Source organism: Saccharothrix sp. NRRL B-16348, assembly GCF_001280085.1.
In the GTDB taxonomy this organism is placed as follows: domain Bacteria; phylum Actinomycetota; class Actinomycetes; order Mycobacteriales; family Pseudonocardiaceae; genus Actinosynnema.
Genome location: NZ_LGED01000046.1, coordinates 17,968 through 40,981, shown reverse-complemented (window position 1 = coordinate 40,981; position 23,014 = coordinate 17,968). Strand labels below are relative to the sequence as shown.

Sequence of the window (23,014 nt, the reverse complement as noted above, 5' to 3'; positions counted from 1 at the left end):
ACTGTCCCAACCGCTGCCTAGCGTCGCGCCCATGACCGCACAGCACGACATCCGCCCGTTCCGCATCGACATCCCGCAGGAGCAGCTCGACGACCTGGAGGCGCGGTTGGCCGCCACCCGCTGGCCCGACGAGCTGCCCGGCGTCGGCTGGAGCCGGGGCGTGCCGGTGGGCTACCTCAAGGACCTCGCCGAGCACTGGCGCACGGCCTACGACTGGCGCGCGCACGAGGCGGCGATCAACGAGCACCCGCAGTTCCTGGCCACCGTGGCCGGGCAGACCGTGCACTTCCTGCACGTCCGCTCGCCCGAGCCGGACGCCCTGCCGCTCGTGCTGCTGCACGGCTGGCCGGGCGGGGTCACGGACTTCCTCGACGTCATCGGCCCGCTGTCCGACCCCCGCGCGCACGGCGGCGACCCGGCGACGGCGTTCCACCTGGTCGTCCCGTCCCTGCCGGGCTTCGGCTTCTCCACCCCGCTCGCCGGGCCGGGCATGGGCGCGGCGCGGATGGCCGGCGTGCTGGTGGAGCTGATGGACGCGCTCGGGTACGGGCGGTACGGCGTGCAGGGCTACGACACCGGCGCGTGGGTCGGCCCGGAGGTGGCCAGGCAGGCACCCGACCGGGTGGTCGGGCTGCACGTCAACGCCCTGCTCACGTTCCCGGTCGGCGCGGAGGGCGAGTTCGACGGTCTCAGCGACGTCGAGCGGCAGCGGTGGGCGGCGATGGAGCACTTCAACGACGGCTACCTGCAGTGCAACTCGAAACGGCCGCAGACGGTGGCCTACGGGCTGCACGACTCGCCGGTGGGCCAGCTCGCGTGGATCGTGGAGAAGTTCAAGGAGCTCACCGACCCGGAGGACGGCCTGCCCGAGGACAGCGTCGACCGGGACCGCGTCCTCACCGACGTGTCGCTGTACTGGCTGACCGGCACGGCCGCGTCGGCGGCGCAGATCTACTACGAGGAGATCAGCGCCAAGGGGTGGGCCGACGCCGAGCGGACCACCGTGCCGACCGGCGTGCTGGTCTCGGACCACGACAAGACCATCCGCCCGTGGGCCGAACGCGACCACAACGTCGTGCGCTGGACCGAGCTGGACCGCGGTGGCCACTTCCTGGCGATGGAACAACCGGAACTGCTGGTCACGGACGTGCGCGATTTCTTCTCGGGACTGTGTTGAATTGCCGCTGCTCCGCAGACGGCGGGCGAGGTCGCCCGGAAGTCGACCGCTCGCGCCTGATTTTCCGACGATCGAAAAGCGTGATCGCCGGAAAATGAGTCACGAACGATCGACGCGACCTCGCGGTTGAGGGGAAGTCGCCTCGCCGTCACGTCGACGGCGAGGCGACCCCCGAAGCTCAGCGGTGGGCGCGGTTGATCGCGGACACCAGGGCGCGCAGCGACGCGGCCACCGTGGAGCTGTCGATGCCGACGCCCCACAGCACGCGGTCGGACACGGCGCACTCCAGGTAGGCGGCGGCGCGGGCGTCGTCACCCGACGACATGGCGTGCTCGAAGTAGTCCAGCACGCGCACGTCGTACCCGACGGTGGCCAGGGCGTCGACGAACGCGGCGATCGGGCCGTTGCCGCCGCCGGTGATCTCCTGCGTCTCGCCGTCCACCACGACCACGGCCTTGATCTTCTCGTGGCCGCTGCCGTCGCCGGACACCTTCTGGCGCAGCAGCTTCAGCGGCGCGGCGGCGTCCAGGTACTCCTCGGAGAACGCGTCCCACATGTCCTTGGGGCCGATCTCGCCGCCCTGGGTGTCGGTGACCTCCTGGATGACCTTGGAGAACTCCACCTGCAGCCGGCGGGGCAGGTCCAGGTGGTGCTCGGTCTTCATCAGGTACGCCACGCCGCCCTTGCCGGACTGCGAGTTCACCCGGATCACGGCCTCGTAGTTGCGGCCGACGTCCTTCGGGTCGATCGGCAGGTACGGGACGTCCCACGGGAACTCGTCCACGTGCTGCCCGGCGGCCTTGGCGGCGTCCTCCAGGGCCTCGAAGCCCTTCTTGATCGCGTCCTGGTGCGAGCCGGAGAACGCGGTGAACACCAGGTCGCCGCCGTACGGGTGCCGTTCGGGGACGGGCAGCTGGTTGCAGTACTCGACCGTGCGCCGTACCTCGTCGATGTCGGAGAAGTCGATCTGCGGGTCGACACCCTGGCTGAACATGTTCATGCCCAGCGTCACCAGGCACACGTTGCCGGTGCGCTCGCCGTTGCCGAACAGGCAGCCCTCGATCCGGTCGGCGCCCGCCAGGTAGCCCAGCTCGGCGGCGGCCACGCCGGTGCCGCGGTCGTTGTGCGGGTGCAGCGACAGGATGATCGACTCGCGGCGGGCCAGGTTGCGCGACATCCACTCGATCGAGTCGGCGTAGACGTTCGGCGTGGCCATCTCCACCGTCGCCGGCAGGTTGATGATCAGCGGCTTCTCCGGCGTCGGCCGGATGATCGCCGACACGGCGTCGCAGACCTCCAGCGCGTACGACAGCTCGGTGCCGGTGTAGGACTCGGGCGAGTACTCGTAGCGGAACTCGGTCTCGGGGTAGAGCTTCTCCTGCTCCAGCGCGAACGCGGCGGCGTCCGTGGCGATCTTCTTGATGCCCTCGCGGTCGGACTTGAACACGACCCGGCGCTGCAGGATGGACGTCGAGTTGTAGAAGTGCACGATCGCCTTGCCCGCGCCGCGCAGCGACTCGAACGTGCGGGTGATCAGCTCGGGGCGGCACTGGGTCAGCACCTGGATGGTGACGTCGGGCGGGATCGCGCCGTCCTCGATGATCTCGCGGACGAAGTCGAAGTCGGTCTGCGACGCGGCCGGGAAACCGACCTCGATCTCCTTGTAGCCCATCCGCACGAGCAGGTCGAACATCTTGCGCTTGCGCGCGGGCGACATGGGGTCGATCAGGGCCTGGTTGCCGTCACGCAGGTCGACGGCGCACCACAGGGGCGCTTTGGTGATCCGCTTGGACGGCCAGGTGCGGTCCGGTACGTCGACCGTTTCCACCTGTTCGTGGAACGGCCGGTAGCGGTGGACCGGCATGGACGTGCCGCGCTGCGGGTTCCAGACCGGCTGGTCGGCCACGGGACGGGCCGGCGGTCGGATGCGGCTGGTGCCGGAGGTGTAGGCGTCGGGACTCGCGCTCATGATCGGGGTGCTCCTGCTGCTGCCGGTGGGAAGACGACCGGCGGGCAACGCTCGTCCCGCGACGGGGGGCCGGTCTGATCAGACCCCGTCACGGCGGCGAAGCAGGAGGGCGCGTGCCATGACGGACAGGTTAACCGGATTCCGCGCCGAGGTGGAACCGAGCGCCCAGATGGTGGAACTTCACCCGTCCGAGTTTCACTCGATCGTGGGGCGGGCACCTTCTTGACATGTCCAGATGGCGAACCTCAACGCGCAGCGGCAGCTACACCGCTGCCCGGGTGATCCGCGGCGTCGGTGCCGTTTTCGCGGGCATCGAAGTGCTGTACATCCTGATGCTCCTCATCGGGGTGAACACGGCCAACGCGTTCTTCCGCTTCATCCAGCAGCTCGCCGAGCCGCTGGCGTTGTTCTTCCCCGGACTGTTCCAGACGGGCAACGTCAACCTCGACGTGATCCTGAACTACGGCCTCGCGGCGGTGTTCTGGCTCGTCGTGGCGAGCCTGCTGGCCCGCGTCGTCGCGCGCTAGCCCCCTGCCGTCCCGGTCTCCGCCGTCCTCCCCCCTGCGGCGGGGACCGGGCGTTCGCCCTTTGCTCACGACGACCAGCGCGTCACGGCGAGGCCGATCGTCGGCTGCCGCCGCACCACGGCACTGCTCGCGGGTCGGCTCGGCCCGTCCGCGAACAACCAGGCCGAGCCGTTGGAGCCGGGGTAGACGTTGCCGTCGCAGTCGTCGTGCTCTAGGTCCGCTTCCCTGCTCTCCTCCTCGCCCGGCACGCCCGCTCGGGCGCGTCCAGGTGCACGTCGACGCCGGCGGACGCACCACAGCCCGGCGGCGGCACGCTCATCGCGAGGTCGGTGACGACGACTTCTTGGGGCACACCGACGGCCAACGTCACGAGGGCGATCACGGCTTCGACCGACACGATCCGCAACCCAGCCGTCGGACCGGTCGGAGCCACCGCACTACGACGGCTCGGACGGGTGAACTCGATCGGCGCACGGGCGGTGGGCGCGGCGCCTTGGCGGCGATGTCCCGGCCGGTCGTGCGCTCACTCGTGCTCCGGCTCGTCCGGGAAGGCCGGTTGACCCCACCGACCTGCGAAGACGGTCTCGCTCAGCGGCTTGCGCACGCGTGGCCGCCGCTCACGCGCCCGCAGCTCCTCCGGCAGCTCGGCGGCGTCACCGAGGAGTCCCACGGCGATCACGACGACCGGCCGCACGTGGTCCGGCAGCCCGAACGCCTCGCGCACCTCGTCCGGCGAGAACCCGCCCATCTGGTGCGTGACCAGCCCCAGCTCGACGGCCCGCAGCACCAGGTTCTGCACCGCGAGCCCCAGCCCGAACTCGGTGTTCGGCATCGGCCCGCGCTCGTCGGACTCGGCCACCGCGCCCACCAGCAGCACCGACGCCCGGCCCGCCCACGACTGGTTGCCCGGCCGCAGCGCCGCGAAGATTCGCCCGAACGTGTCGTCACCGCGGTAGCCGACCAGGAACCGGGCGGGCTGGGTGTTGCCGTGCGAGGCCGCCCAGCGGGCCGCTTCCAGCAGCGCGCGCACGGTGTCCGGCGACACCTCGGCCGTGCCGTCGAACGCCCGCGGGCTCCAGCGCCGCATGATCAGGTCGTTGCCGTCCACCGACCCATCCTGTCGATCAGATCGCGTACGGCCAAGCCGTGATGGCGTACGCGCCGAACCACGCGCTGAACACCGACACGCCTGCCAGCACCGCCACCACCGTGCTGGTCCGCCGCCGGGCCAGCGCCAGCGCGATCGGCACCAGCAGCGTGAACGCGGGCAGCAGCAGCCGCGCCTTCGAGTTCATCAGCCCGTTCGACCCGAGGTCCATGGCGAGCACGCCCGCGCCGTAGACGACCAGCGGCCACTCCAGGCCGCGCCGCAGGCTCAGCACCACCAGGGCCAGCGCCACCACCAGCAGCCACACCGTGGCCAGCTCCAGCACCGACCGCGGCTCGCCCAGGATGAGCAGCGCGAACTTCCAGGTGGCCGCGCCGCCGTCGAACCGCGAGTCCCACCCGATCTGCTGCACGGCGAACCAGCCGTCCCACCGCCCGGTGCGCAGCGCCACGTACCCGAGGTAGCCGAGCAGCCCGAGCGGCGCGATCAGCGCGCCCACCCACGGCCGCCAGTCGTCCCGCCGCCGCCACGCCGCGACCAGGGCCGCCGCGCACACCGCCAGCACCAGCGCCGCCGCCGTGGGCCGCACGAGCCCCGCCGCCGCGCAGCACACACCGGCCAGCAGCCAGCGCCGTTCGACCACGCCGACCAGCGACCAGACGGCGAGCGCGCAGAACGTCGCCTCGGAGTACGTCATCGACAGCGCCACGGCCATTGGCGACGCCGCGAACAGCACCACCAGCACCAGCCCGGCGCGCCGCGACCCGCCGAACACCCGCGAGCCCAGCCGTGCCAGCCCGTAGGCGCACACCACGCCGCTGACCAGGCTCACCGCGAACGCGGCGCCGACCGTCGGCACACCGGGCAGCCCGTCCACCCACCGCACCAGCGTCGGGTAGCCGGGGAAGAACGCCAGCGGCGTCTCGGGCGTCCGCCGCCCGAACGCGTCGACGAGCCACGCCGGCACGTCCGCGTAACCGCCCTCGGCGATGCCCAGGAACCACTGCCCGTCCCACGACGTGAGCGCCCGCGTGACGTCCTTGTCCCACCGGGCCGCCATCAGCTGCAAAGCGAGCAGGCCGAGCTCGCGCACGGCGAGGTAGAGCAGGGCGGGCGCGAGCGCCGCGGTGACCCGGTGTCTGGCCGCGCGCGCCAACCGCCCACGCGCTCCGGGCGCGTCATCGGGGTGCACGCGAACGCCCTCCAGGGTCGACACGGGGTCGAGAGTAGTGGGCGTCACGGCGACCGCTGTCCACTCCTTGGGCCAGGTAGTCTCCCCGGTGAGCTGGGCTTGAAGCACCTGGGAGGAGTGGGTCTGTGGCGCTCGTCGTCCAGAAGTACGGCGGTTCCTCGGTCGGGAGCGCCGAGCGGATCAAACGGGTGGCCGAGCGCATCGTCGCGACCCGCAAAGCGGGCAACGAGGTCGTCGTCGCCGTCTCCGCGATGGGCGACACGACCGACGAGCTGCTCGACCTCGCCCGCCAGGTGTCCCCGGTGCCGCCCGCCCGCGAGATGGACATGCTGCTCACGTCCGGTGAGCGCATCTCCATGTCGTTGCTGGCGATGGCGATCAGCTCGCTGGGCGCCGAGGCGCGCTCCTACACCGGCTCGCAGGCCGGCGTGATCACCACGTCCGTGCACGGCAAGGCGCGCATCATCGACGTGACGCCGAGCCGCATCCAGGACGCGCTGGCCGAGGGCGCGATCGCGATCGTCGCGGGCTTCCAGGGTGTCAGCCAGGACAGCAAGGAGATCACCACGCTCGGCCGCGGCGGCACCGACACCACCGCGGTGGCGTTGGCGGCGGCGCTGAAGGCCGACGTCTGCGAGATCTACACCGATGTCGACGGCGTGTTCACCGCCGACCCGCGCATCGTGCCGAACGCCAAGCGGCTGGAGACCATCACCTACGAGGAGATGCTCGAGATGGCGGCGAGCGGGGCCAAGGTGCTCATGCTGCGCTGCGTCGAGTACGCCCGCCGCTACGGCGTCCCGGTGCACGTCCGATCTTCGTTCAGCAACAAGCCCGGGACCATCGTGTCCGGGTCAGTGGAGGACCTTCCCGTGGAACAGGCGATGATCACCGGCGTCGCGCACGACCGGTCCGAGGCCAAGGTGACCGTGACCGCGGTGCCCGACCTGCCCGGCATGGCGGCGCGCATCTTCCGCGTCGTGGCCGAGGCGGAACTCGACATCGACATGGTCGTGCAGAACGTCTCGCAGGCCGTGTCCGGCCGCACCGACGTGACGTTCACGCTGCCGAAGGACGACGGGCCGCGCGCGGTCGCCGCGCTGGAGAAGTCGCGCGCCGAGATCGGCTTCGACCAGGTGCTCTACGACGACCACGTGGGCAAGGTGTCGCTGGTCGGCGCGGGCATGCGCTCGCACCCCGGCGTGACCGCGCAGTTCTGCGAGGCGCTCGCGTCGGCGGGCGTCAACATCGAGATCATCTCCACCTCGGAGATCCGGATCTCGGTCATCTGCCGCGACACGCAGCTCGACGACGCGGTGCGTGCCCTGCACGACGCGTTCGAGCTGGGCGGCGACGAAGAGGCTGTGGTGTACGCGGGGAGCGGACGATGAGCGGACCTGTCCTGGCTCTGGTGGGAGCCACCGGTGCCGTCGGCACCGTCATGATCGACATCATGAACGGCCGGGAGTCCGTGCCGTGGGGTGAGATCCGGCTGATCGCGTCCGCGCGCTCGGCGGGCAAGAAGATCACCGTGCGCGGCGAAGAGCTGACCGTGGTCGCCCTGTCGCCCGAGGCGTTCGACGGCGTGGACGTCGCGATGTTCGACGTGCCGGACGAGGTGTCGGCCGAGTGGGCGCCGGTCGCCGCGTCGAAGGGCGCGGTCGCGGTGGACAACTCGGGCGCGTTCCGCATGGACCCCGAGGTGCCGCTGGTGGTGCCCGAGGTGAACGCCGACCAGATCGGCGTGCGCCCCAAGGGGATCATCGCGAACCCGAACTGCACGACGTTGTCGATGATGGCCGCGCTCGGCGCCCTGCACCGCGAGTTCGAGCTGCGCGAGCTGGTCGTGGCGTCCTACCAGGCCGCGTCGGGCGGCGGGCAGGCGGCGATCGACCGGCTGTACGCGGAGATCTCGGCGTTGGCGGGCAAGGAGGTCGGCGTGCGCGCGGGCGACGTGCGCGAGACGTTGGAGGCCGCCGGCCTGCCGGTGTCGGACTCGCCGTTCCCCGCGCCGCTGGCGTTCAACGTGGTGCCGTGGGCCGGGTCGTTGAAGGACGAGGGGTGGACCAGCGAGGAGCTGAAGGTCCGCAACGAGTCCCGCAAGATCCTCGGCATCCCGGACCTGAAGGTGTCGGCGACCTGCGTGCGCGTGCCCGTGGTGACGACGCACTCGCTGGCCGTGCACGCGACGTTCGCCCGCGAGGTGACCGTCGAGCAGGCGCACAAGATCTTCGACGCGCAGCCGTCCATCGTGCTGGTGGACGACCCGGCGGCGAAGGAGTTCCCGACGCCCGCGGACGTCGTCGGCGGCGACCCGACCTACGTCGGCCGGGTGCGGCAGGCGTTGGACTTCCCGAACACGCTGGACTTCTTCGTGTGCGGCGACAACCTGCGCAAGGGCGCGGCGCTGAACACCTACGAGATCGCCGAGGAGCTGGCGACCCGGCTGTAGGTTCAGGCCCATGGCGGACGTAGTGCTCGCGATCGACCTGGGGACGACGTCGACCAAGGTCATCGCGGTGGACCGGGACGCGGGCGTGGTCGCATCGGCGGAGCACGGCTACCCGATGCGCACCACGCCCTCCGGTGAGGCGACCCACGACCCGGTCGAAGTGTGGGGCGCGGCCCTGCGGGCGTTGCGCGAGGTCGCGGCGCAGGGGCACGCGGTGCGGGCGCTGTCGTTGACGGGCGCGATGCACACCCTGGTCGGGTTGGACGCGTCGGGCACGCCCGTCACGCCGTCGCTGTCGTGGGCGGACAACCGCGCCGTGGAGCAGACGGCCAGGCTGCGCGGCACGGCCGACGGGATCGCGCTGCACCGCGCGACCGGCACCCCGATCCACACCATGTCGCCGTTGGTGAAGCTGGCGTGGTTCCACGACCAGGGGTTTTCCGCCGCACGGTGGTGCGGGCTGAAGGATTTCGTCGCCCTGCGACTGACCGGGGTGCTGGCCACCGAGCACTCGTCGGGGTCGGCGACCGGCTTGATGGACCTCGTGTCGCTGGACTGGCACCCGGACGCGTTGGCGTTCGCCGGCGTGCGCGCCGAGCAGTTGCCGTCCCTGCACGCGCCGGTGGACTCGCTGCCGTTGACGCTGGACGTCCCGGGCCTGCCCGCCGGCCTGCCGGTCGTGCTGGGCGGCGGTGACGGGCCGATGGCGAACCTCGGCGTCGGCGCGGTCGTGCCGGGGGTGGCGGCGGTGTCGCTGGGCACGAGCGGCGCGCTGCGGGTGGTGCGTTCGGAGCCCGCCGTGGACGAGCACGGGCGGGTGTTCTGCTACGCCGTCGCCGAAGGGCTGTGGGTGATCGGCGGCGCGGTCAGCAACGGTGGTGTGGTGGCGAAGTGGGCCGCCGAGACGTTCGGCGTCGAGGTGGGCGCGTTGCTGGACGAAGCCTCCGGCGTGCCGGTGGGCGCGGCGGGCGTGGTCGCGCTGCCGTACCTGCTGGGCGAGCGCGCGCCGTGGTGGGACGCGGACGCGACGTCGGCGTTGATCGGGCTGCGGCGTGAGCACGGGCGGGCCGAGATCACCCGCGCGCTGGTCGAGGGCGTGGCGCAGCAGTTGGCGCTGGTGCTGGACGCGGTGCGCTCGGTGGCGGACGTGCACGCGGTCCGGGTGACCGGCGGCGCGTTCCGAAGTGACCTGTGGGCGACCGTCCTGGCGTCCGCGCTGGGCCTGGAGCTGGAACTCGCCGACGACAGCGAGGGCTCCGGCGTCGGCGCCGCCCTGGTCGCCTGGCGCGCGCTGGGCGAACTCCCGTCCTTGACCGTCGCCGCCGACCTGATCAAGCCGGTGAAGACGATCGCCCCCGACCCGGACGCGGCCCGCCACTACGCCAGGACGCGCTCCGCCGTCGACCGCCTCTACCAGGCCCTGCGCGACCTGGGGCGGGAGCAGCCCTAGCGCGCCCGCAGCAGGAAGCCGTGCTCCACCAGGCCGGTCAGGCCGAACTTCTCGACCATCCGGTGCTCCGGCCTCGGCTCCGCGGCCACGTGCTCGACGTCGAACGCGTGCCCGAAGCGCTCGACGACCTCCTCCAGACCGACGGAGAACGGTGGCGACGGCAGCCTCGGGTGGTACTCCAGGGTGTTGATGAAGTACCGGGCGCCGGGCCGCACCAGCCGGGTGATCACGTCGGCGTAGCGCTGCCGCATGTCATCCGGGAACGCGATCAGCGAGGCGCGGTCGTAGACCAGGTCCACCGGGCCGATCTCCGCCGGTCCCAGCTTGAAGATGTCCTGGCGGCGGATGACGAGGTTGCCGGCGCGGAACACGTCGGGCTCCTCCTCCACCGGGTCCAGGCCGTTCTCGGCGAAGAACTCGGCGACGGCCCTGGGCACCAGCTCGACCCCGACGACCTCCGCCGCCGACTCGGCGAAGAACCGCAGGTCGGTCGTCTTGCCGCAGAGCGGCACCAGGACCCGGGCGCCGGCCACCAGGCCGAGCCGGGCCAGCATCCGGGCGTGCTCGTGCACGTCCCGCAGGTGGAAGCTGGTCTTCGTGCCGCCCTGCTCCCAGGATTCGAACCAGAACTCGGACTCCATGGTGGAGTAGAGGTGCGCGGAGCGTGGTGGAGACGGGTCCGAACGGGTGATGTTCGTTCCGATCAGCCCACCGCGACCGGCGCCGTGCGCCTGCCGAGCACCACCGTGCCCGCCGCGATCACGACCGCGCCGACGCCCGCCACGGCGAAGCCCCAGGCCGGTGACGAGAGGTCGATGACGAAACCGGTCACCGGCGCACCCAGCGCCACGCCCAGCGTGAACGCCGACCCCTGCAGGCCCATCGCCACGCCGCGCGCGGACGCCGGCGCGTGCTTCGTGATCAGCTCGCCCGTCGCGGTGATCGTCGGCGCGCACAGGAAGTTCGTCGGCACCAGCGCCAGCGCCAGCCACCACGGCGACCAGCCGAACAGCCCGATCGGCACGGCCAGCACACCCATGCCGCCCATCAGCACCCACAACGGCGGCACGCGCGTCAGCCCGCCGTAGACGAACCCGCCGACCAGCGACGCCACGCACATCACGACGATCATCGCGCCGGTCCACCCGGTCAGCCCGAGCTCGCGCATCGACGCCACGACCGACACCTCGACGCCCGACAGCACGAACGTCGCACCGCCCGCGCTGATCAGCACGCCGAGCAGCCGGCCGTCCAGCCACTCCCGCCGCGGCACCCGCGCGCCCGTCTCGCCCTCGTGCCGCACGGGCGGGTTCACCGCGTACAGGATCACGCCGATCACGACCATGGACGCCCCGATCGCCCACATCGCCGTCCGGCTCGACGCCTGCGTGGTGAGCGCGACGCCCAGCGCCGGCCCGGCCATGAACGAGACCTCGACGGCCATCGAGTCCATCGCCAGCGCGGTGCGCCTGCGGTCGTCCGGCACGAGCGCGGTCAGGATCTGGCGGCCGAGGGACATGACGGGCATCACGGTGAAGCCGGACACGAAGCACGTGACGAGCAGCACCTCGTAGGACAGCAGCGGCGCGACGAACCAGAAGACGCCTTCGGTGGCCATCGACAGCAGCAGCATCGCGCGCAGCCCGCGCCGGTCGACCAGGTGGCCCATCAGCGGCGAGCCCAGCGCGATGCCGACCGTGCTGACCGCTCCGACCAGGCCCGCGGCGCCGTAGCCCCGTTCCAGGCCGAGGAGGACGTGCATGGTGACCGTCATGCCCGCGGCCGTCGGTGGCACGCGCGCCAGCAGCATCAACAGCATGAAGCCGGGCACGCGCGGCGTCCGCAGGACAGCCAGGTAGTGAGAGACGTTCACGTGCCCATCTTCACTCGCCGGGGCAACAGGTTTAACCGTTCGTTTTCTTGACTCGTTCCAGAAAGGGTGGTGGAGTGGCAGAGCCATGACCCCAGGACCACGCGAGCTGCTCAAGGACGCCGGGCTGCGCATCACCGCGCCCCGGATCGCGGTGCTCGACTGGCTCGCCGAGCACCCCCACGCCACGGCCGACGCGGTCGCCGAGGGCGTGCGGGCCAGGTTGGGGTCCGTGTCGACGCAAGCCGTCTACGACGTGCTGCACGCGTGCGCGCGGACCGGGTTGCTGCGCCGGATCGAACCCGCCGGGCACCCGGCGCGGTACGAGACGCGGACCGGCGACAACCACCACCACCTCGTCTGCCGGGACTGCGGCCGGACCGAGGACGTCGACTGCGTCCACGGCGCCGCGCCCTGCCTGGAACCCTCGGACACGGTCGGCTTCGCCGTGGACGAGGCAGAGGTCCTGTTCTGGGGTCTGTGCCCCGACTGCCGAACCCCTCAGAAGGAGCTACCAGCGTGACCGATGCGCGTCCCACCACCAACAACGCAGGCATCCCCGTCGCGAGCGACGACCACTCGCTGACCCTCGGCGCCAACGGCCCGATCCTGCTGCAGGACCACTACCTGATCGAGAAGAACGCCCAGTTCAACCGGGAGCGGGTGCCCGAGCGGGTCGTGCACGCCAAGGGTGGCGGTGCGTTCGGCTACTTCGAGACGACCGAGGACATCAGCCGCTTCACCAAGGCTGCCCTGTTCCAGCCCGGCGTGAGGACCGAGACGCTGCTGCGCTTCTCGACCGTCGCCGGTGAGCTCGGCTCGCCCGACACGTGGCGGGACCCGCGCGGTTTCGCGCTGAAGTTCTACACGACGCAGGGCAACTACGACATCGTCGGCAACAACACGCCGGTGTTCTTCCTGCGCGACCCGATCAAGTTCCCGGACTTCATCCGCTCGCAGAAGCGCCGCGCCGACACCGGCCGCCGCGACCACGACATGCAGTGGGACTTCTGGACGCTCCAGCCGCAGACCGCGCACCAGGTGACGTGGCTGATGGGCGACCGCGGCATCCCGAAGACGTGGCGCCACCAGAACGGCTACGGCTCGCACACCTACCTGTGGGAGAACGCCGCCGGCGAGCGCTTCTGGGTGAAGTACCACTTCAAGACCGACCAGGGCATCGAGAACCTGACGTCGGAAGAGGCCGCGAAGATCGCCGGCGAGGACGCCGACGCGCACCGCGCCGACCTGTGGCACGCCATCGAGCGCGGCGAGTTCCCGTCGTGGACGCTGCACGTCCAGGTGATGCCGTACGAGGACGCCGCGACGTACCGCTTCAACCCGTTCGACCTGACCAAGGTGTGGCCGCACGCCGACTACCCGCTGATCAAGGTCGGCAAGCTGGTGCTGGACCGCAACCCGTCGGACTACTTCGCGGAGATCGAGCAGGCCGCGTTCGAGCCGACGAACCTGGTCCCCGGCATCGGCACGTCGCCGGACAAGATGCTGATCGGCCGGATCTTCTCGTACCCGGACGCCCACCGGTACCGGATCGGCGCGAACTACAACGAGCTGCCGGTGAACCGGCCGAAGTCGCCGGTGAACTCGTACTCCAAGGACGGCGCGATGCGGTTCACCAACGCCGTCGACCCGGTGTACGCGCCGAACTCGTACGGCGGCCCGCACGCGTCCACCGAGGCGGCCGGCGAGGTGGCGTCGTCCTACGGCGTCGAGGACGCGGTCACCCGTTCGGCTTACAAGCTGCACGCGGAGGACGACGACTTCGGCCAGGCGGGCACCCTGATCCGCGAGGTGATGGACGCGGGCCAGCGCGAGCGCCTGGTGCAGACCGTGATCGGGCACGCGTCGAACGGCGTGTCCGAGCCGGTGCTGGAGCGGGTGTTCGAGTACTGGCGCAACATCGACAAGGAGACCGGCGACAAGATCGCCGCGGCCTTCGGCAAGTGATCGTGCCTCCCGAATAGTGCACCCCTGAAAGTGCACACCGACAGGGCCGTCCGGATTCGTCCGGGCGGCCCTGTCACCTTGTCACGGTGCGGACTACGGCCCGGTGTCCCGGTCCTTCTGCCAGGGGTAACGCGGCACGACCAGCTCGAAGGAGTCCACCAGCCACGTCTTTCGCGTCTCCGCGTCGGACGCGGCGTCGGCGTCGGTCTCGGCAGCACGCGGTGGCGCGACCACGGCGGCACGGCGCGTGACCCGGACCCAACGGGGCTCACTGTCGGTGATCGGCATCGCGGGTGGTGGCGGATCGCCCACCCTGACCCTCACCCAGTAGCCCACGATCTTCAGATTACCGTAGTGAATAACGGAACCAGGCTCGGTTGATGTTCGTCCGAACGGGGACACCGTGCCGCCGATCGGGGGTCGTGCGCATGACGGATCAGCCTTCACTGGACGAGCTGGCGGCCCGGGCCGAACGGCTCGACCAGGCGCGGCTCGCGCTCAAGCGCGACCTCGCCGACCGGGTCGTCCTCGGCCGCGACGACAGCGGCCTGGTCGAGATCGGGGTGGACCACACGGGCAAGGTCGTCGAGGTCGCGGTCAACGCGACGCTGGTCGGCCGGGTCGACCCGAAGGTGCTGGCCAACGCCGTCCTGCAGGCGGCGGCCGAGGCGCAGCGCCAGGCGCGCGAGCTGGTGGCGGAACGGCGGTCGTACTACCTGGGCACGCGGTAGGGGCAGGGCAAGACAGCGAAGGGGGAGGTCATGGCAGGTTTCAAGGTCGACAGCAACCGGTTGCGCCGGTCCGCCGACGGGTTCCGGAGCGCGGGCGACCAGGCCGGCGTGGTGGCGGGCTCGTTGGGCGACACCACCGTCCCGGCCGGCGCGTTCGGCGTCTCCGGCCCGGGCGCCGGGCTCGCGGCGGACCTGGACGCGATCGTCGGACGCCGGCGTGACGGGATCGCGCGGCGCCGCGACCGGCTCGCCGAGATCGCCGACAAGGTGCGCCGGGACGCCGACGAGTACGACCGGTCGGACGCGGACAGCGCCGACGGCGTCAACCGTTCCGGAGAGGGCCTGCGATGACCCACCCGGCACTGCAGAAGGCGATGGACGGCTGCGCGCGGCTCGCGCAGGCCGCCGCCACGGTCGGCTCGCCGGACCCGATCGCGGCGATCCGGCAGATCGACTACGACCCGGAGGCGATCCAGGCCTACGTCGACCGGCTCCGCCAGGCCGCCTCCGACCTCGACAAGGCGATCGAGCAGCAGGAGAACGCGATCGCCGAGCACGAGGCGGGCGCCGAGGGCTCCGCGTCGGACTCCGCGCGGGCGGAGATGAACGAGGAGCTGGCCCAGCTGCGCGACGAGCGCAAGCGGCTGGAGGACCTGATCGGCGAGGTCGAGCGGATCTCCACGCGGATGGACGGGATCGCCAACACCACGGCCGACCAGGTGCTGGCGATCGCCGCCCACGCCGATCCCGCGGTCGCGATGGTGCTGGACGGCAGCTGGCTCGACGACGTGACCGGCGACGGCGCGGCGGCGGAGGAGACCGTGCACGTCGCCGTCGCCGACGTCATCAAGGCGTGCCAGGCGGCCCAGGAGCAGGTCGCCGCGCTCCGGTCGGAGCTCAACGCCAACATGGACGCCGCCGAGAGCGGTGGCGGCGGCGAAGCCTCCTCGGGTGGCGGCGCGGAAGCCGGCACGGGGGAAGGCGGGGCCGCGGGATCCGGACAGCCGGAAGCGGGCACGTCGGGCGGCGGCGGCACCGGGGCGGCCGGGAGCGGCAACCCCGTGCCGGACTGAGCCGGAGGACACCGGCCGGTCGCCCCACGCCGGGGCGACCGGCCGCGCGTCACGCGGTCTCGGGGATGTCCTGCCGGGTGTTGGCCAGCGCCAGCCCGGTGCGCAGCGACCCGACGGCCTCCGCCACCGCCTCCCGGAACACCCCGCCGACGCCGAGGATGTTCGCGTAGCCGTGGAACAGGCCCTCGTAGCGCCGCAGCACCACCGGCACGCCCTGGCGCGCCAGCTTCTCCGCGAACGCCTCGCCCTCGTCCCGCAACGGGTCGAACCCGGCCGTCGCCAGGTACGTCGGCGGCAGCCCGCTCAGGTCCTCCGCCAGCAGCACCGACAGCCGCGGGTCGGTGTGCGCCTCGCGTGCCGGCGCGTAGTGGTCCAGGAACCAGTCCATCTTCTCGTCGGTGAGGAAGAACCCGTTGCCGAACAGCTCCCGCGACCGCCGCCGCACCGACGCGTCCACCGCCGGGTAGAACAGCAGCAGGAACACCGGCTTCACCTCGCCCGCGTGCAGCGCCGTCACGGCCGCCAGGTTGCCGCCCGCGCTGTCGCCGCCCAACGCGATCCGCCGCGGGTCGATGTCCAGCTCCTCCGCGTGCGCCACCGCGTACTCGAACGCGGCCTGCGCGTCGTCCGCCGCGGCCGGGAACGGGTGCTCGGGAGCGAGCCGGTAGTCGGCCGACAGCACCCGCACCCCGCCCTGGACGGCGAGGAACCGGCACAGGTTGTCGTGGCTGTCCAGGTCGCCGCTGACCCACCCGCCACCGTGGTAGAAGACCAGCAGCGGCGAACCCGCGGCCAGCCCGGTCGGCTCGTAGAACCGCGCGCCGACGCCGTCCAGCGACAGCGAGCGCACCGCCACGCCACCGATGACGGGCCCGCACACGAGCGCGTTGCTGCGGGACAGCGCCAGGCGGTTGGCGGCGGGCGTGGTCAGCGTCAAGTCCTCGCCGCTGAGCTGCTGCAACCTCAGCAGCAGCTGGGCTTCCGGGTGCAGCCGTTGACCGTCCAGCGTGATGGGGCGGCCGGTGATCAACCGGCGCAGCGGCGCGGGCAGACCGAACACGAAGCGCAGGGCACCGGCCAGGACACCGGGAGGGATCGACTCGGCGAGCTTCGACATGAGACGTACGTTACTCGCGGGTAGGGGTGCGGGGCGAGCGACTGGACCTCCAGTTAGGTGCAGGTGGCAGGATCGGGCACCATGACGGTCACCGTGGTGGGCATCGGCGGATCCCTCCGCCCCAACTCGCAGTCCGAGCGCGCGATGAGGATCGCCCTGGAGGGCGCCGTCGACGCGGGCGCGAAGGTCGTCGAGGTCTCCGGACCCGACCTGGTGCTCCCGTTCTACGACCCGGCCATCCCCGACCGGACCGACAACGCGCGGCGGCTCGTCGAGGCGCTGCGCGGCGCCGACGGCGTCGTGCTCGTCTCGCCCGGCTACCACGGCACCGTGTCCGGCCTGGTCAAGAACGCCCTGGACTACATCGAGGACCTGCGCGACGACGAGCGCCCCTACCTGGACGGCCGCGCCGTCGGCTGCGTCGCCACGGCCCAGGGCTGGCAGGCGTCGGTGACCACGCTGACCGCGTTGCGCTCGATCGTGCACGCGCTGCGCGGCTGGCCCACGCCGTTGGGCGTGGCGGTGAACTCGCGCGAGGTCGAGTTCGACGTGGAAGGCGGCTGCACGGTGCCGTCCGTCGCCGACCAGCTCCGCACGATCGGGCGACAGGTGGCCGAGTTCGCCGTGTCGAGGACGGGCTGAGCGGGTACGTGTGAGAGGGGCGTGAGCTGCCACACGACCGGGTGTGGTTCGGCTTCGGCCGGGTGTTGAGCCGATCGACGGGCTCGACCACCAGCTCAAAGGAGAGCGTTCACCATGCAGGTGCTCTACACCGCGGAAGCCATCGCAGTCGGGGACGGTCGCAACGGCGAGGTCCGCTCCTCCGACGGCGTGATCGACGAGCAGCTCTCCACGCCCAAGGAGCTGGGCGGCCCCGGCGGCGACCGGACCAACCCCGAGCAGCTGTTCGCGGCCGGGTACGCGGCGTGCTTCCACAGCGCGCTGAAGGTCGCCGCGCGGCAGGCCAAGGTGACGATCGGCGAGACGTCCGTGACCGCGAAGGTCGACCTCGGCCCCAACGGCAGCGGCGGCTTCGAGCTCGCCGTCGAACTGGCCGCCCACATCCCGGGCGTCGAGCAGGACGTGGCCGAGCGGCTGGCCGCCGCCGCGCACCAGATCTGCCCGTACTCCAACGCCACGCGAGGCAACATCGAGGTGGCTCTCACGACCACCGTCTGAGGAGGCGTCAGACCCCATGAGCAAGTCTCAGAAGTCTCCGATCACCAGCCCGCTGTCCGAGTCCGACAAGGCCTCGGTCGCCGCGGTGCTCCAGGCCACCCTGGTCGACCTGATCGACGTGTCCCTGGTGGCCAAGCAGGCGCACTGGAACGTGGTCGGCAAGAACTTCCGCAGCGTCCACCTGCAGCTGGACGAACTCGTCACGACCGCCCGCACGTACACCGACGAGGTGGCTGAACGGGCCGCCGCGCTCGGCATCTCGCCGGACGGCAAGGCGAAGACCGTCGCGGCGGGCTCGGGCGTGCCGGAGTTCCCCGGCGGCTGGCTGAAGGAGGACGAGGTCGTCGCGGCCGTCGTCACCGCGCTGGGCGAGCTGATCGGGCGGCTGCGCGCGCGGATCGACGAGACCGACAAGTCCGACCTGGTCACCCAGGACCTGCTGATCGAGATCACGAAGAACTTCGAGCAGGCGCACTGGATGTGGCAGGCGCAGCAGGCCTGACCGACACCGCGGGGGCCACCGGACAGCCGGTGGCCCCCGAAAATGTCGTACCCCGTCGGTAAAATCGAAAACAGGGTTCCCCTGGGCGGGGACTCCTGCGTAGCCGGCTCCGCAGCCGGTTCCACCGTCGGCTCGTCGGCAAGCCCAGCCCACGGCGAGCCCGACGACGTGCGGCAAGTCCGACGGCCCACGGCCGGCCCGGCGGCCTTCGGCAAGTCCGGGCCTACCGGGAGCCCGGACCTACCGCGAGCCCGGACCCACGGCAGGCCCGGACCCACGGCGAGCGCCGGTCCTGCGCCGCTACAGCACGCGCCGCACGAACGCGACCTCGGCGGCCGTCTGCCGGATCGTCTCCGCGACCACCAGGGAACCGTGCCCGGCGTCGTACCGGTACACCTCGTACGCCGCCCCGCGCGCCGCCAGCCGCTCCAGGTAGTTGTCGATCTGCCTGATCGGGCACCGCGGGTCGTTCTCCCCCGCCAGCACGAGCACGGGCGCGCGCACCGCGTCCACGTACGTCAACGGCGAGCACTCGCGGTACCGGTCGGGGAGTTCCTCCGGCGAACCGCCGAACAACGCCCGGTCGAACGCGCGCAGCGGCTCCATCTCGTCCTCGTACGCGGCCAGGTAGTCCGCCACCGGCACGCCCGCGACACCCGCCGCCCACCGCTCCGGCTGCGTGCCCAGCGCCAGCAGCGACAGGTACCCGCCCCACGACGCGCCGTTCACCACGCACTTCGCCGGGTCGGCGAACCCGGACGACACGGCCCAGTCGTGCACCGCCGCCACGTCCTCCAGCTCGGTCAACCCCGGCCGGCCCTCGATCGCGTCACGCCACTTCGACCCGTACCCGGTGGACCCGCGGTAGTTCACGTGCACCACGGCGAACCCGGCGTCCAGCCACACCGCCCGGTAGGCGGAGAACCGGTCCTCGTCCGCCGAGTGCGGCCCGCCGTGCAGGTGGAACACGGTCGGCAGCGGGCCGTCGGGCGCGCCGGCCGGCCGTGCGACCAGGGCGTGCACGTCGCCCACGAACACGTCGGTCAGGTCGACCGACGGCGGCGCCTTGTGGCCCGGCGGCTCCAGCAGCACGCGCTCGTCGCCGTCCACGTCCAGCACCCGCACCACGCCCGGCCGCGCGGCCGACGACCACGAGTACTCCACCGCGCCGTCCGGCCGCACGTTCGCGCTGCCGACCGTGCCGTGCGGGGTGTCCAACGCGGACAGGACGCCGGTGGCCAGGTCGTAGCGGTGCAGGGTGTTGCGCGCCTGGAACGTGTGCACGACCAGCAGCGACTTCGCGTCCGGGTACCAGTCGGCGCTGATCTCGCCGGGCAGGTCGATCACGACCTCGGTCTCGGTGTCCGCCGCGACGTCCCAGATCAGCAGCTCTTCCTTGCCGCGCCGCTCGTGCCCGACCAGGAGCCGGTTGTCGCCGCGCACCGGGCTGAACGCGATCGCGTCCAGGCCCTTGCCCGGCCCGTCCCACTTCTCGGTGATCTTCTCGCCCGTCGGGGTGACGACGCGCAGTGCCGCGTGCCGGTTGTCGCCGTGCTCCGAGTGCGACAGCACGACCAGCGTCTCGTCCTTGGACAACGCCGCCACGCCGCCGTCGTTCTCGTGCGCGTAGATCACCTCGGCCGGCCCGCCGTCCCGTGACACGTACACGGTGGTGCCATCGTCGGTGGACGTGCCGACCGCGACGACCTCGTGCCCGATCTCCAGCCCGGCCGGGTACCCGGCCTGCACGCCGTCCACGGCGGGCTTCGCGTCGCCGCCCGGCTTGAACGGCTCGCTGACCCACGTGCCGAACTCGTCACCGTCGGTGTCGGCGAACCACCAGATCGTGTCACCGTCAGGGCTGAGCGCGCCGTGCGACGTGCCGTTCGGGCGGTCGGTCACCTTGCGGTGGGTGTCGCTCGCGCGGTCCCACGCGTAGATCTCCCACACGCCGCTGGAGTTCGACAGGTACAGGCTGCGGTCGGGTGCGTCGTCGGCCCACCCGGGCAGGCTCACGCGCGGAGCCGTGAAGCGGGCCCGCCAGCGGGCTTCGGCCTCGGCGTCGGCGAACAGCGGCTCGGGCACTTCGGCGGTCGGGTGCGTCGTCACACACCCGATCCTGCCGGCTTCCGCGCGGTGACCAGGTAGTAGTCCACGAGACCCCGCTCCGCGGCGCGCAACCAGTTGCGATCCCACCGGTCGGGGCGCGGCCCCTGGTCGAGCCACCGGTCCAGCGCGCGCCACACGTGCTCGCCGATGCTGAGCGCGGTGACGTCGGCGAACCCGGCTCCGCGCAGGTCGCGCACCACGTCGTCGACCAGGTGGGCGCGGTCGAGACCGGAGGCGAACGTCTCCAGCAGCTCGGCCAGCCGCGCGCCCGCGTCCGCCGTCCTGGCGAAGAACGTGGTGACGGCGAACCGGCCGCCCGGCGCGAGCACGCGGGCGCTCTCGCGCGCGAACCCCGGGACGTCCTCGAAGTGCTGCGCGGCCTCCACGGACAGCAGGGCGTCGAACGAGCCGTCGGGGAACGGGAGGTCGTCGGACGCGCCCTGGACGAACGCCACACGCGGGTCGTCGTTGGCCTCCGCGGCCCGCGCGACCTGCTCCGGCACCAGGTCGACGCCGCGGACCAGGGCGGGCTCCCTGCCCAGGACGCGGCGCGCGCCCAGGCCGCGCCCCGAGCCGACTTCGAGCACCCGGTCGCCCGGCCCGATCCCGAGCGCGGCCACGACCAGGTCGTACAGGGCCTGCTGGGACGCGATCCGCTGCTCGACGGTCAGCTCGCCGTCCAGCGGGATGCCCGCCCAGTAGCCGAAGTTGATGAAGCCGCCGGCGAACACCGGCAACGCCGCCAGGTCGCCCACCCCGTACACCCGCCGCACTTCGCCCATGTCCCGATCATGCCGCGCCGCGTTCACGGTGCGTGAGGCGATTCGGGTGACGCAAGGTCACCGGTTCGCGTGAGTCAGCGGTCGAGTTCCTCGGCCAGGATGCGGTCCACCTTGCGTGACGCCCGGACCAGGGCACGGCAGGCCAGGGTGACCAGCGCGGCGACCGTGCCGACGACGACGGCCGCGGCGGGCGAGGCCAGAACCCCGACCAGACCGGCTAAGCCGAGCGCGACCGGGATCCAGGCGACGACGGGCAGCCGGTTCTTGGTGGCGGTGGTGGTGGTCATGGGACATCTCCCTGCTGGCGGGGCGGACGCCGGTCGGACACGTTGACTCGTCGTCGTCCGAACCCCGCCACTTGTTACGCAACGTCACATGAACGGTCAACCTTCACTCGATCGGATTAACCGAACGTGACGGACCCTCGGTCAGCGACCCGGATGGGGGATTAAGCAACAGCGGGGAGTAGTTCGTAACGTCCTCGTTGGTCCGAACGAATCACGGTTACACGGGTGGTAACGCTGGGAGGTCTGACCGATGATCGAGAACACGGTTCGGCAGGGCGGTCGCGTCGGGTGCACCGACGCCCTGGGTCGTCGGCGGACGCTGGAGGTGTCGCTCACCGAAGAGGGCAACGTCTGCATCCACACCCCGCCCGGCGAATCCGCGAAGCTCGACTGGAACGAGGTCGGCGAACTCCTCCGGCGCCTCGCGGAGCTGCGACCGCACGTGAAGTGACGTCCGGTCGACGCGGCCGGGAGGTCCAGCGGACCCTCCCGGCCGCGCCCGAGCCGGAAAAGCGCTCGCCGACCGCCACGCGAGCCACTCCAATGGGCACGTGATCGACCACACCGAACTCAACCGCCGGCACTGGGAAGACACCGCCGCCGCCGCGCACGGCCCCCTGGCCCGCGAGCACTGGGCGAAGACCGAGCCGCACTGGGGCCTGTGGGCCACCCCGGAGTCCGAGGTCTCCGCCCTGCCACCGGACGTGTCCGGCATGGACGTCATCGAACTCGGCTGCGGCACCGCCTACGTGTCGGCGTGGCTGGCCAGGCTGGGCGCCCACCCCGTCGGCATCGACATCTCCGCCCGCCAACTCGACACCGCTCGCGAGATGCAGGCCGAATTCGCCCTCGACTTCCCGCTGCTCCTCGGCGACGCCCAGCAGGTGCCGCGCGAAGACGCCTCGTTCGACCTCGCGATCAGCGAGTACGGCGCCTCCCTCTGGTGCGACCCGTACCGCTGGATCCCGGAAGCCGCACGCCTGCTGCGCCCCGGCGGCCACCTCGTCTTCCTCCACCGGTCGCCGCTGTTCGCCCTCTGCGCCCGGGACGAGGCGACGGCGTCCACCTCGCTCATGCGCCCCCAGTTCGGCCTCAACCGGGTCGACTACGGCACGTCCACCGAGTTCACCCTCCCGCACGGCGACATGCTGCGGCTGCTGCGCTCATCCGGCTTCACCGTGGACGACCTGATCGAGATCCAGGCGCCCACCCCCGCGAACCGCGAGTACCACGAGGTGTCGTCCACGTGGGCCCAGCAGTGGCCGAGCGAGGAAATCTGGAAGGCGCGACTGACGTCTCCGCAGGTCAGGTAGTCGCTCCTGGGCGAACGAGTAAATCTGTGATCACGGGAGTAGACATTCGCACCTCGACGTGTGTAGTGTTCTCCTTGTACGAGAGAGAACGTCAGATCGGCACGGGAGATGACGAACTACCCGTGATGCGAGGGCGGTCGGCGCGTGCAGTACCGGGAGTGCAAGCGATTTACGCAGGACAGCAAGTCGCACCCCGAGCCGACAGACC

At 71.6% G+C, this 23,014-nt stretch carries 26 protein-coding genes; 15 read left to right on the top strand and 11 right to left on the bottom strand.

Annotated elements, in window-relative coordinates; all coding sequences use genetic code 11:
* The first annotated feature begins 31 nt into the window (after positions 1-31).
* Positions 32-1,177 carry an epoxide hydrolase family protein gene (locus ADK67_RS07445; RefSeq protein WP_053715649.1) on the top strand — a complete coding sequence of 382 codons (1,146 nt, stop codon included), beginning with the start codon at positions 32-34 and terminating at the stop codon, positions 1,175-1,177.
* 178 nt (positions 1,178-1,355) lie between these two features.
* On the opposite strand, the gene leuA is transcribed toward ADK67_RS07445, so the two are convergent.
* Positions 1,356-3,146: a 2-isopropylmalate synthase gene (gene leuA / locus ADK67_RS07440; RefSeq protein WP_053715648.1), complete on the bottom strand. Its 1,791-nt coding sequence runs from the start codon at positions 3,144-3,146 to the stop codon at positions 1,356-1,358.
* A 227-nt stretch (positions 3,147-3,373) separates the two neighbouring features.
* Between leuA and ADK67_RS07435 the strand changes: the two genes are divergently transcribed.
* A complete protein-coding gene (locus ADK67_RS07435) occupies positions 3,374-3,673 on the top strand; it encodes a hypothetical protein (protein WP_053715647.1) in 300 nt (99 codons plus the stop codon).
* Positions 3,674-3,884: 211 nt separating this feature from the next.
* Here the strand turns inward: ADK67_RS07435 and ADK67_RS50555 are convergent, their stop codons facing one another.
* The 3 genes from ADK67_RS50555 to ADK67_RS07420 all read right to left on the bottom strand — a co-directional run bounded on the left by ADK67_RS50555 (position 3,885) and on the right by ADK67_RS07420 (position 6,021).
* Positions 3,885-4,070 (bottom strand): hypothetical protein, encoded by a 186-nt coding sequence (locus ADK67_RS50555; RefSeq protein ID WP_157619994.1) that lies wholly within the window; start codon positions 4,068-4,070, stop codon positions 3,885-3,887.
* A 126-nt stretch (positions 4,071-4,196) separates the two neighbouring features.
* Positions 4,197-4,760 carry a nitroreductase family protein gene (locus tag ADK67_RS07425; protein WP_053715750.1) on the bottom strand — a complete coding sequence of 188 codons (564 nt, stop codon included), beginning with the start codon at positions 4,758-4,760 and terminating at the stop codon, positions 4,197-4,199.
* A gap of 37 nt (positions 4,761-4,797) precedes the next feature.
* A complete protein-coding gene (locus tag ADK67_RS07420; RefSeq protein ID WP_053715645.1) occupies positions 4,798-6,021 on the bottom strand; it encodes a glycosyltransferase family 39 protein in 1,224 nt (407 codons plus the stop codon).
* A gap of 77 nt (positions 6,022-6,098) precedes the next feature.
* On the opposite strand from ADK67_RS07420, the gene ADK67_RS07415 reads away from it, so the two are divergent.
* Genes ADK67_RS07415 through ADK67_RS07405 form a run of 3 tightly spaced genes read left to right on the top strand, consistent with a single transcriptional unit; the run spans position 6,099 to position 9,875 of the window.
* Entirely contained in the window at positions 6,099-7,364 is a 1,266-nt protein-coding gene (locus tag ADK67_RS07415) for an aspartate kinase (protein ID WP_053715644.1), read from the top strand.
* The gene (locus ADK67_RS07410; RefSeq protein WP_053715643.1) at positions 7,361-8,425 is read left to right on the top strand and encodes an aspartate-semialdehyde dehydrogenase; all 1,065 of its coding nucleotides are present in this window, start codon (positions 7,361-7,363) and stop codon (positions 8,423-8,425) included. The genes ADK67_RS07415 and ADK67_RS07410 overlap by 4 nt, the downstream gene beginning before the upstream one ends.
* Positions 8,426-8,435: 10 nt before the next feature.
* Complete coding sequence (locus ADK67_RS07405) at positions 8,436-9,875, top strand: gluconokinase (protein WP_053715642.1); 1,440 nt, start codon at positions 8,436-8,438, stop codon at positions 9,873-9,875.
* On the opposite strand, the gene ADK67_RS07400 is transcribed toward ADK67_RS07405, so the two are convergent.
* On the bottom strand, positions 9,872-10,516 hold the full coding sequence (locus ADK67_RS07400) for a thiopurine S-methyltransferase (protein ID WP_053715641.1): 645 nt from the start codon (positions 10,514-10,516) through the stop codon (positions 9,872-9,874). The two genes, ADK67_RS07405 and ADK67_RS07400, sit on opposite strands and share 4 nt — an antisense overlap.
* A gap of 62 nt (positions 10,517-10,578) precedes the next feature.
* On the bottom strand, positions 10,579-11,748 hold the full coding sequence (locus ADK67_RS07395) for an MFS transporter (RefSeq protein ID WP_053715640.1): 1,170 nt from the start codon (positions 11,746-11,748) through the stop codon (positions 10,579-10,581).
* Positions 11,749-11,833: 85 nt separating this feature from the next.
* Between ADK67_RS07395 and ADK67_RS07390 the strand changes: the two genes are divergently transcribed.
* Positions 11,834-12,268: a Fur family transcriptional regulator gene (locus ADK67_RS07390; protein ID WP_053715639.1), complete on the top strand. Its 435-nt coding sequence runs from the start codon at positions 11,834-11,836 to the stop codon at positions 12,266-12,268.
* Positions 12,265-13,713: a catalase gene (locus tag ADK67_RS07385; protein ID WP_053715638.1), complete on the top strand. Its 1,449-nt coding sequence runs from the start codon at positions 12,265-12,267 to the stop codon at positions 13,711-13,713. The genes ADK67_RS07390 and ADK67_RS07385 overlap by 4 nt, the downstream gene beginning before the upstream one ends.
* Positions 13,714-13,806: 93 nt before the next feature.
* Here the strand turns inward: ADK67_RS07385 and ADK67_RS07380 are convergent, their stop codons facing one another.
* The gene (locus ADK67_RS07380; protein WP_157619993.1) at positions 13,807-14,049 is read right to left on the bottom strand and encodes a hypothetical protein; all 243 of its coding nucleotides are present in this window, start codon (positions 14,047-14,049) and stop codon (positions 13,807-13,809) included.
* Positions 14,050-14,141: 92 nt separating this feature from the next.
* On the opposite strand from ADK67_RS07380, the gene ADK67_RS07375 reads away from it, so the two are divergent.
* The 3 genes from ADK67_RS07375 to ADK67_RS07365 are packed head-to-tail and all read left to right on the top strand — an operon-like array spanning position 14,142 to position 15,517.
* On the top strand, positions 14,142-14,444 hold the full coding sequence (locus ADK67_RS07375) for a YbaB/EbfC family nucleoid-associated protein (protein WP_053715636.1): 303 nt from the start codon (positions 14,142-14,144) through the stop codon (positions 14,442-14,444).
* Positions 14,445-14,474: 30 nt separating this feature from the next.
* The gene (locus ADK67_RS07370; protein ID WP_053715635.1) at positions 14,475-14,795 is read left to right on the top strand and encodes a type VII secretion target; all 321 of its coding nucleotides are present in this window, start codon (positions 14,475-14,477) and stop codon (positions 14,793-14,795) included.
* Complete coding sequence (locus ADK67_RS07365) at positions 14,792-15,517, top strand: hypothetical protein (RefSeq protein ID WP_053715634.1); 726 nt, start codon at positions 14,792-14,794, stop codon at positions 15,515-15,517. Before ADK67_RS07370 ends, ADK67_RS07365 begins: the two co-directional genes overlap by 4 nt.
* 49 nt (positions 15,518-15,566) lie before the next feature.
* Here the strand turns inward: ADK67_RS07365 and ADK67_RS07360 are convergent, their stop codons facing one another.
* Positions 15,567-16,634 carry an alpha/beta hydrolase gene (locus tag ADK67_RS07360; RefSeq protein WP_053715633.1) on the bottom strand — a complete coding sequence of 356 codons (1,068 nt, stop codon included), beginning with the start codon at positions 16,632-16,634 and terminating at the stop codon, positions 15,567-15,569.
* An 81-nt stretch (positions 16,635-16,715) separates the two neighbouring features.
* Here ADK67_RS07360 and ADK67_RS07355 point away from each other — a divergent pair, with 81 nt between their 5' ends.
* The 3 genes from ADK67_RS07355 to ADK67_RS07345 all read left to right on the top strand — a co-directional run bounded on the left by ADK67_RS07355 (position 16,716) and on the right by ADK67_RS07345 (position 18,315).
* On the top strand, positions 16,716-17,276 hold the full coding sequence (locus tag ADK67_RS07355) for an NADPH-dependent FMN reductase (protein ID WP_053715632.1): 561 nt from the start codon (positions 16,716-16,718) through the stop codon (positions 17,274-17,276).
* 114 nt (positions 17,277-17,390) lie between these two features.
* Positions 17,391-17,813 (top strand): organic hydroperoxide resistance protein, encoded by a 423-nt coding sequence (locus tag ADK67_RS07350; RefSeq protein WP_053715631.1) that lies wholly within the window; start codon positions 17,391-17,393, stop codon positions 17,811-17,813.
* 16 nt (positions 17,814-17,829) lie between these two features.
* Positions 17,830-18,315: a Dps family protein gene (locus tag ADK67_RS07345; RefSeq protein WP_053715630.1), complete on the top strand. Its 486-nt coding sequence runs from the start codon at positions 17,830-17,832 to the stop codon at positions 18,313-18,315.
* 300 nt (positions 18,316-18,615) lie between these two features.
* Here ADK67_RS07345 and ADK67_RS07340 read toward each other — a convergent pair whose 3' ends face one another.
* The 3 genes from ADK67_RS07340 to ADK67_RS07330 all read right to left on the bottom strand — a co-directional run bounded on the left by ADK67_RS07340 (position 18,616) and on the right by ADK67_RS07330 (position 21,493).
* Positions 18,616-20,424 (bottom strand): prolyl oligopeptidase family serine peptidase, encoded by a 1,809-nt coding sequence (locus ADK67_RS07340; RefSeq protein ID WP_053715629.1) that lies wholly within the window; start codon positions 20,422-20,424, stop codon positions 18,616-18,618.
* Positions 20,421-21,206 carry a class I SAM-dependent methyltransferase gene (locus tag ADK67_RS07335; RefSeq protein ID WP_053715628.1) on the bottom strand — a complete coding sequence of 262 codons (786 nt, stop codon included), beginning with the start codon at positions 21,204-21,206 and terminating at the stop codon, positions 20,421-20,423. Before ADK67_RS07335 ends, ADK67_RS07340 begins: the two co-directional genes overlap by 4 nt.
* Positions 21,207-21,280: 74 nt before the next feature.
* The gene (locus ADK67_RS07330; protein WP_053715627.1) at positions 21,281-21,493 is read right to left on the bottom strand and encodes a hypothetical protein; all 213 of its coding nucleotides are present in this window, start codon (positions 21,491-21,493) and stop codon (positions 21,281-21,283) included.
* Between the two features lie 250 nt (positions 21,494-21,743).
* On the opposite strand from ADK67_RS07330, the gene ADK67_RS07325 reads away from it, so the two are divergent.
* The gene (locus ADK67_RS07325; protein WP_053715626.1) at positions 21,744-21,944 is read left to right on the top strand and encodes a hypothetical protein; all 201 of its coding nucleotides are present in this window, start codon (positions 21,744-21,746) and stop codon (positions 21,942-21,944) included.
* Between the two features lie 100 nt (positions 21,945-22,044).
* Positions 22,045-22,806, top strand: coding sequence for a class I SAM-dependent methyltransferase (locus ADK67_RS07320; protein WP_053715625.1), 762 nt, complete (start codon positions 22,045-22,047; stop codon positions 22,804-22,806).
* Positions 22,807-23,014: the final 208 nt, after the last annotated feature.

Bases quoted from the DNA above. Each gene is read 5' to 3' on its own strand.
- ADK67_RS07325 (WP_053715626.1), top strand. From the start codon at position 21,744: ATGATCGAGAACACGGTTCGGCAGGGCGGTCGCGTCGGGTGCACCGAC.
- ADK67_RS07345 (WP_053715630.1), top strand. From the start codon at position 17,830: ATGAGCAAGTCTCAGAAGTCTCCGATCACCAGCCCGCTGTCCGAGTCC.
- ADK67_RS07335 (WP_053715628.1), bottom strand. From the start codon at position 21,206: ATGGGCGAAGTGCGGCGGGTGTACGGGGTGGGCGACCTGGCGGCGTTG.
- ADK67_RS07425 (WP_053715750.1), bottom strand. From the start codon at position 4,760: ATGCGGCGCTGGAGCCCGCGGGCGTTCGACGGCACGGCCGAGGTGTCG.
- ADK67_RS07400 (WP_053715641.1), bottom strand. From the start codon at position 10,516: ATGGAGTCCGAGTTCTGGTTCGAATCCTGGGAGCAGGGCGGCACGAAG.
- ADK67_RS07405 (WP_053715642.1), top strand. From the start codon at position 8,436: ATGGCGGACGTAGTGCTCGCGATCGACCTGGGGACGACGTCGACCAAG.
- ADK67_RS07410 (WP_053715643.1), top strand. From the start codon at position 7,361: ATGAGCGGACCTGTCCTGGCTCTGGTGGGAGCCACCGGTGCCGTCGGC.
- ADK67_RS07350 (WP_053715631.1), top strand. From the start codon at position 17,391: ATGCAGGTGCTCTACACCGCGGAAGCCATCGCAGTCGGGGACGGTCGC.
- ADK67_RS07355 (WP_053715632.1), top strand. From the start codon at position 16,716: ATGACGGTCACCGTGGTGGGCATCGGCGGATCCCTCCGCCCCAACTCG.
- ADK67_RS07360 (WP_053715633.1), bottom strand. From the start codon at position 16,634: ATGTCGAAGCTCGCCGAGTCGATCCCTCCCGGTGTCCTGGCCGGTGCC.
- ADK67_RS07330 (WP_053715627.1), bottom strand. From the start codon at position 21,493: ATGACCACCACCACCGCCACCAAGAACCGGCTGCCCGTCGTCGCCTGG.
- leuA (WP_053715648.1), bottom strand. From the start codon at position 3,146: ATGAGCGCGAGTCCCGACGCCTACACCTCCGGCACCAGCCGCATCCGA.
- ADK67_RS07445 (WP_053715649.1), top strand. From the start codon at position 32: ATGACCGCACAGCACGACATCCGCCCGTTCCGCATCGACATCCCGCAG.
- ADK67_RS07370 (WP_053715635.1), top strand. From the start codon at position 14,475: ATGGCAGGTTTCAAGGTCGACAGCAACCGGTTGCGCCGGTCCGCCGAC.
- ADK67_RS07390 (WP_053715639.1), top strand. From the start codon at position 11,834: ATGACCCCAGGACCACGCGAGCTGCTCAAGGACGCCGGGCTGCGCATC.
- ADK67_RS07365 (WP_053715634.1), top strand. From the start codon at position 14,792: ATGACCCACCCGGCACTGCAGAAGGCGATGGACGGCTGCGCGCGGCTC.
- ADK67_RS07435 (WP_053715647.1), top strand. From the start codon at position 3,374: ATGTCCAGATGGCGAACCTCAACGCGCAGCGGCAGCTACACCGCTGCC.
- ADK67_RS07375 (WP_053715636.1), top strand. From the start codon at position 14,142: ATGACGGATCAGCCTTCACTGGACGAGCTGGCGGCCCGGGCCGAACGG.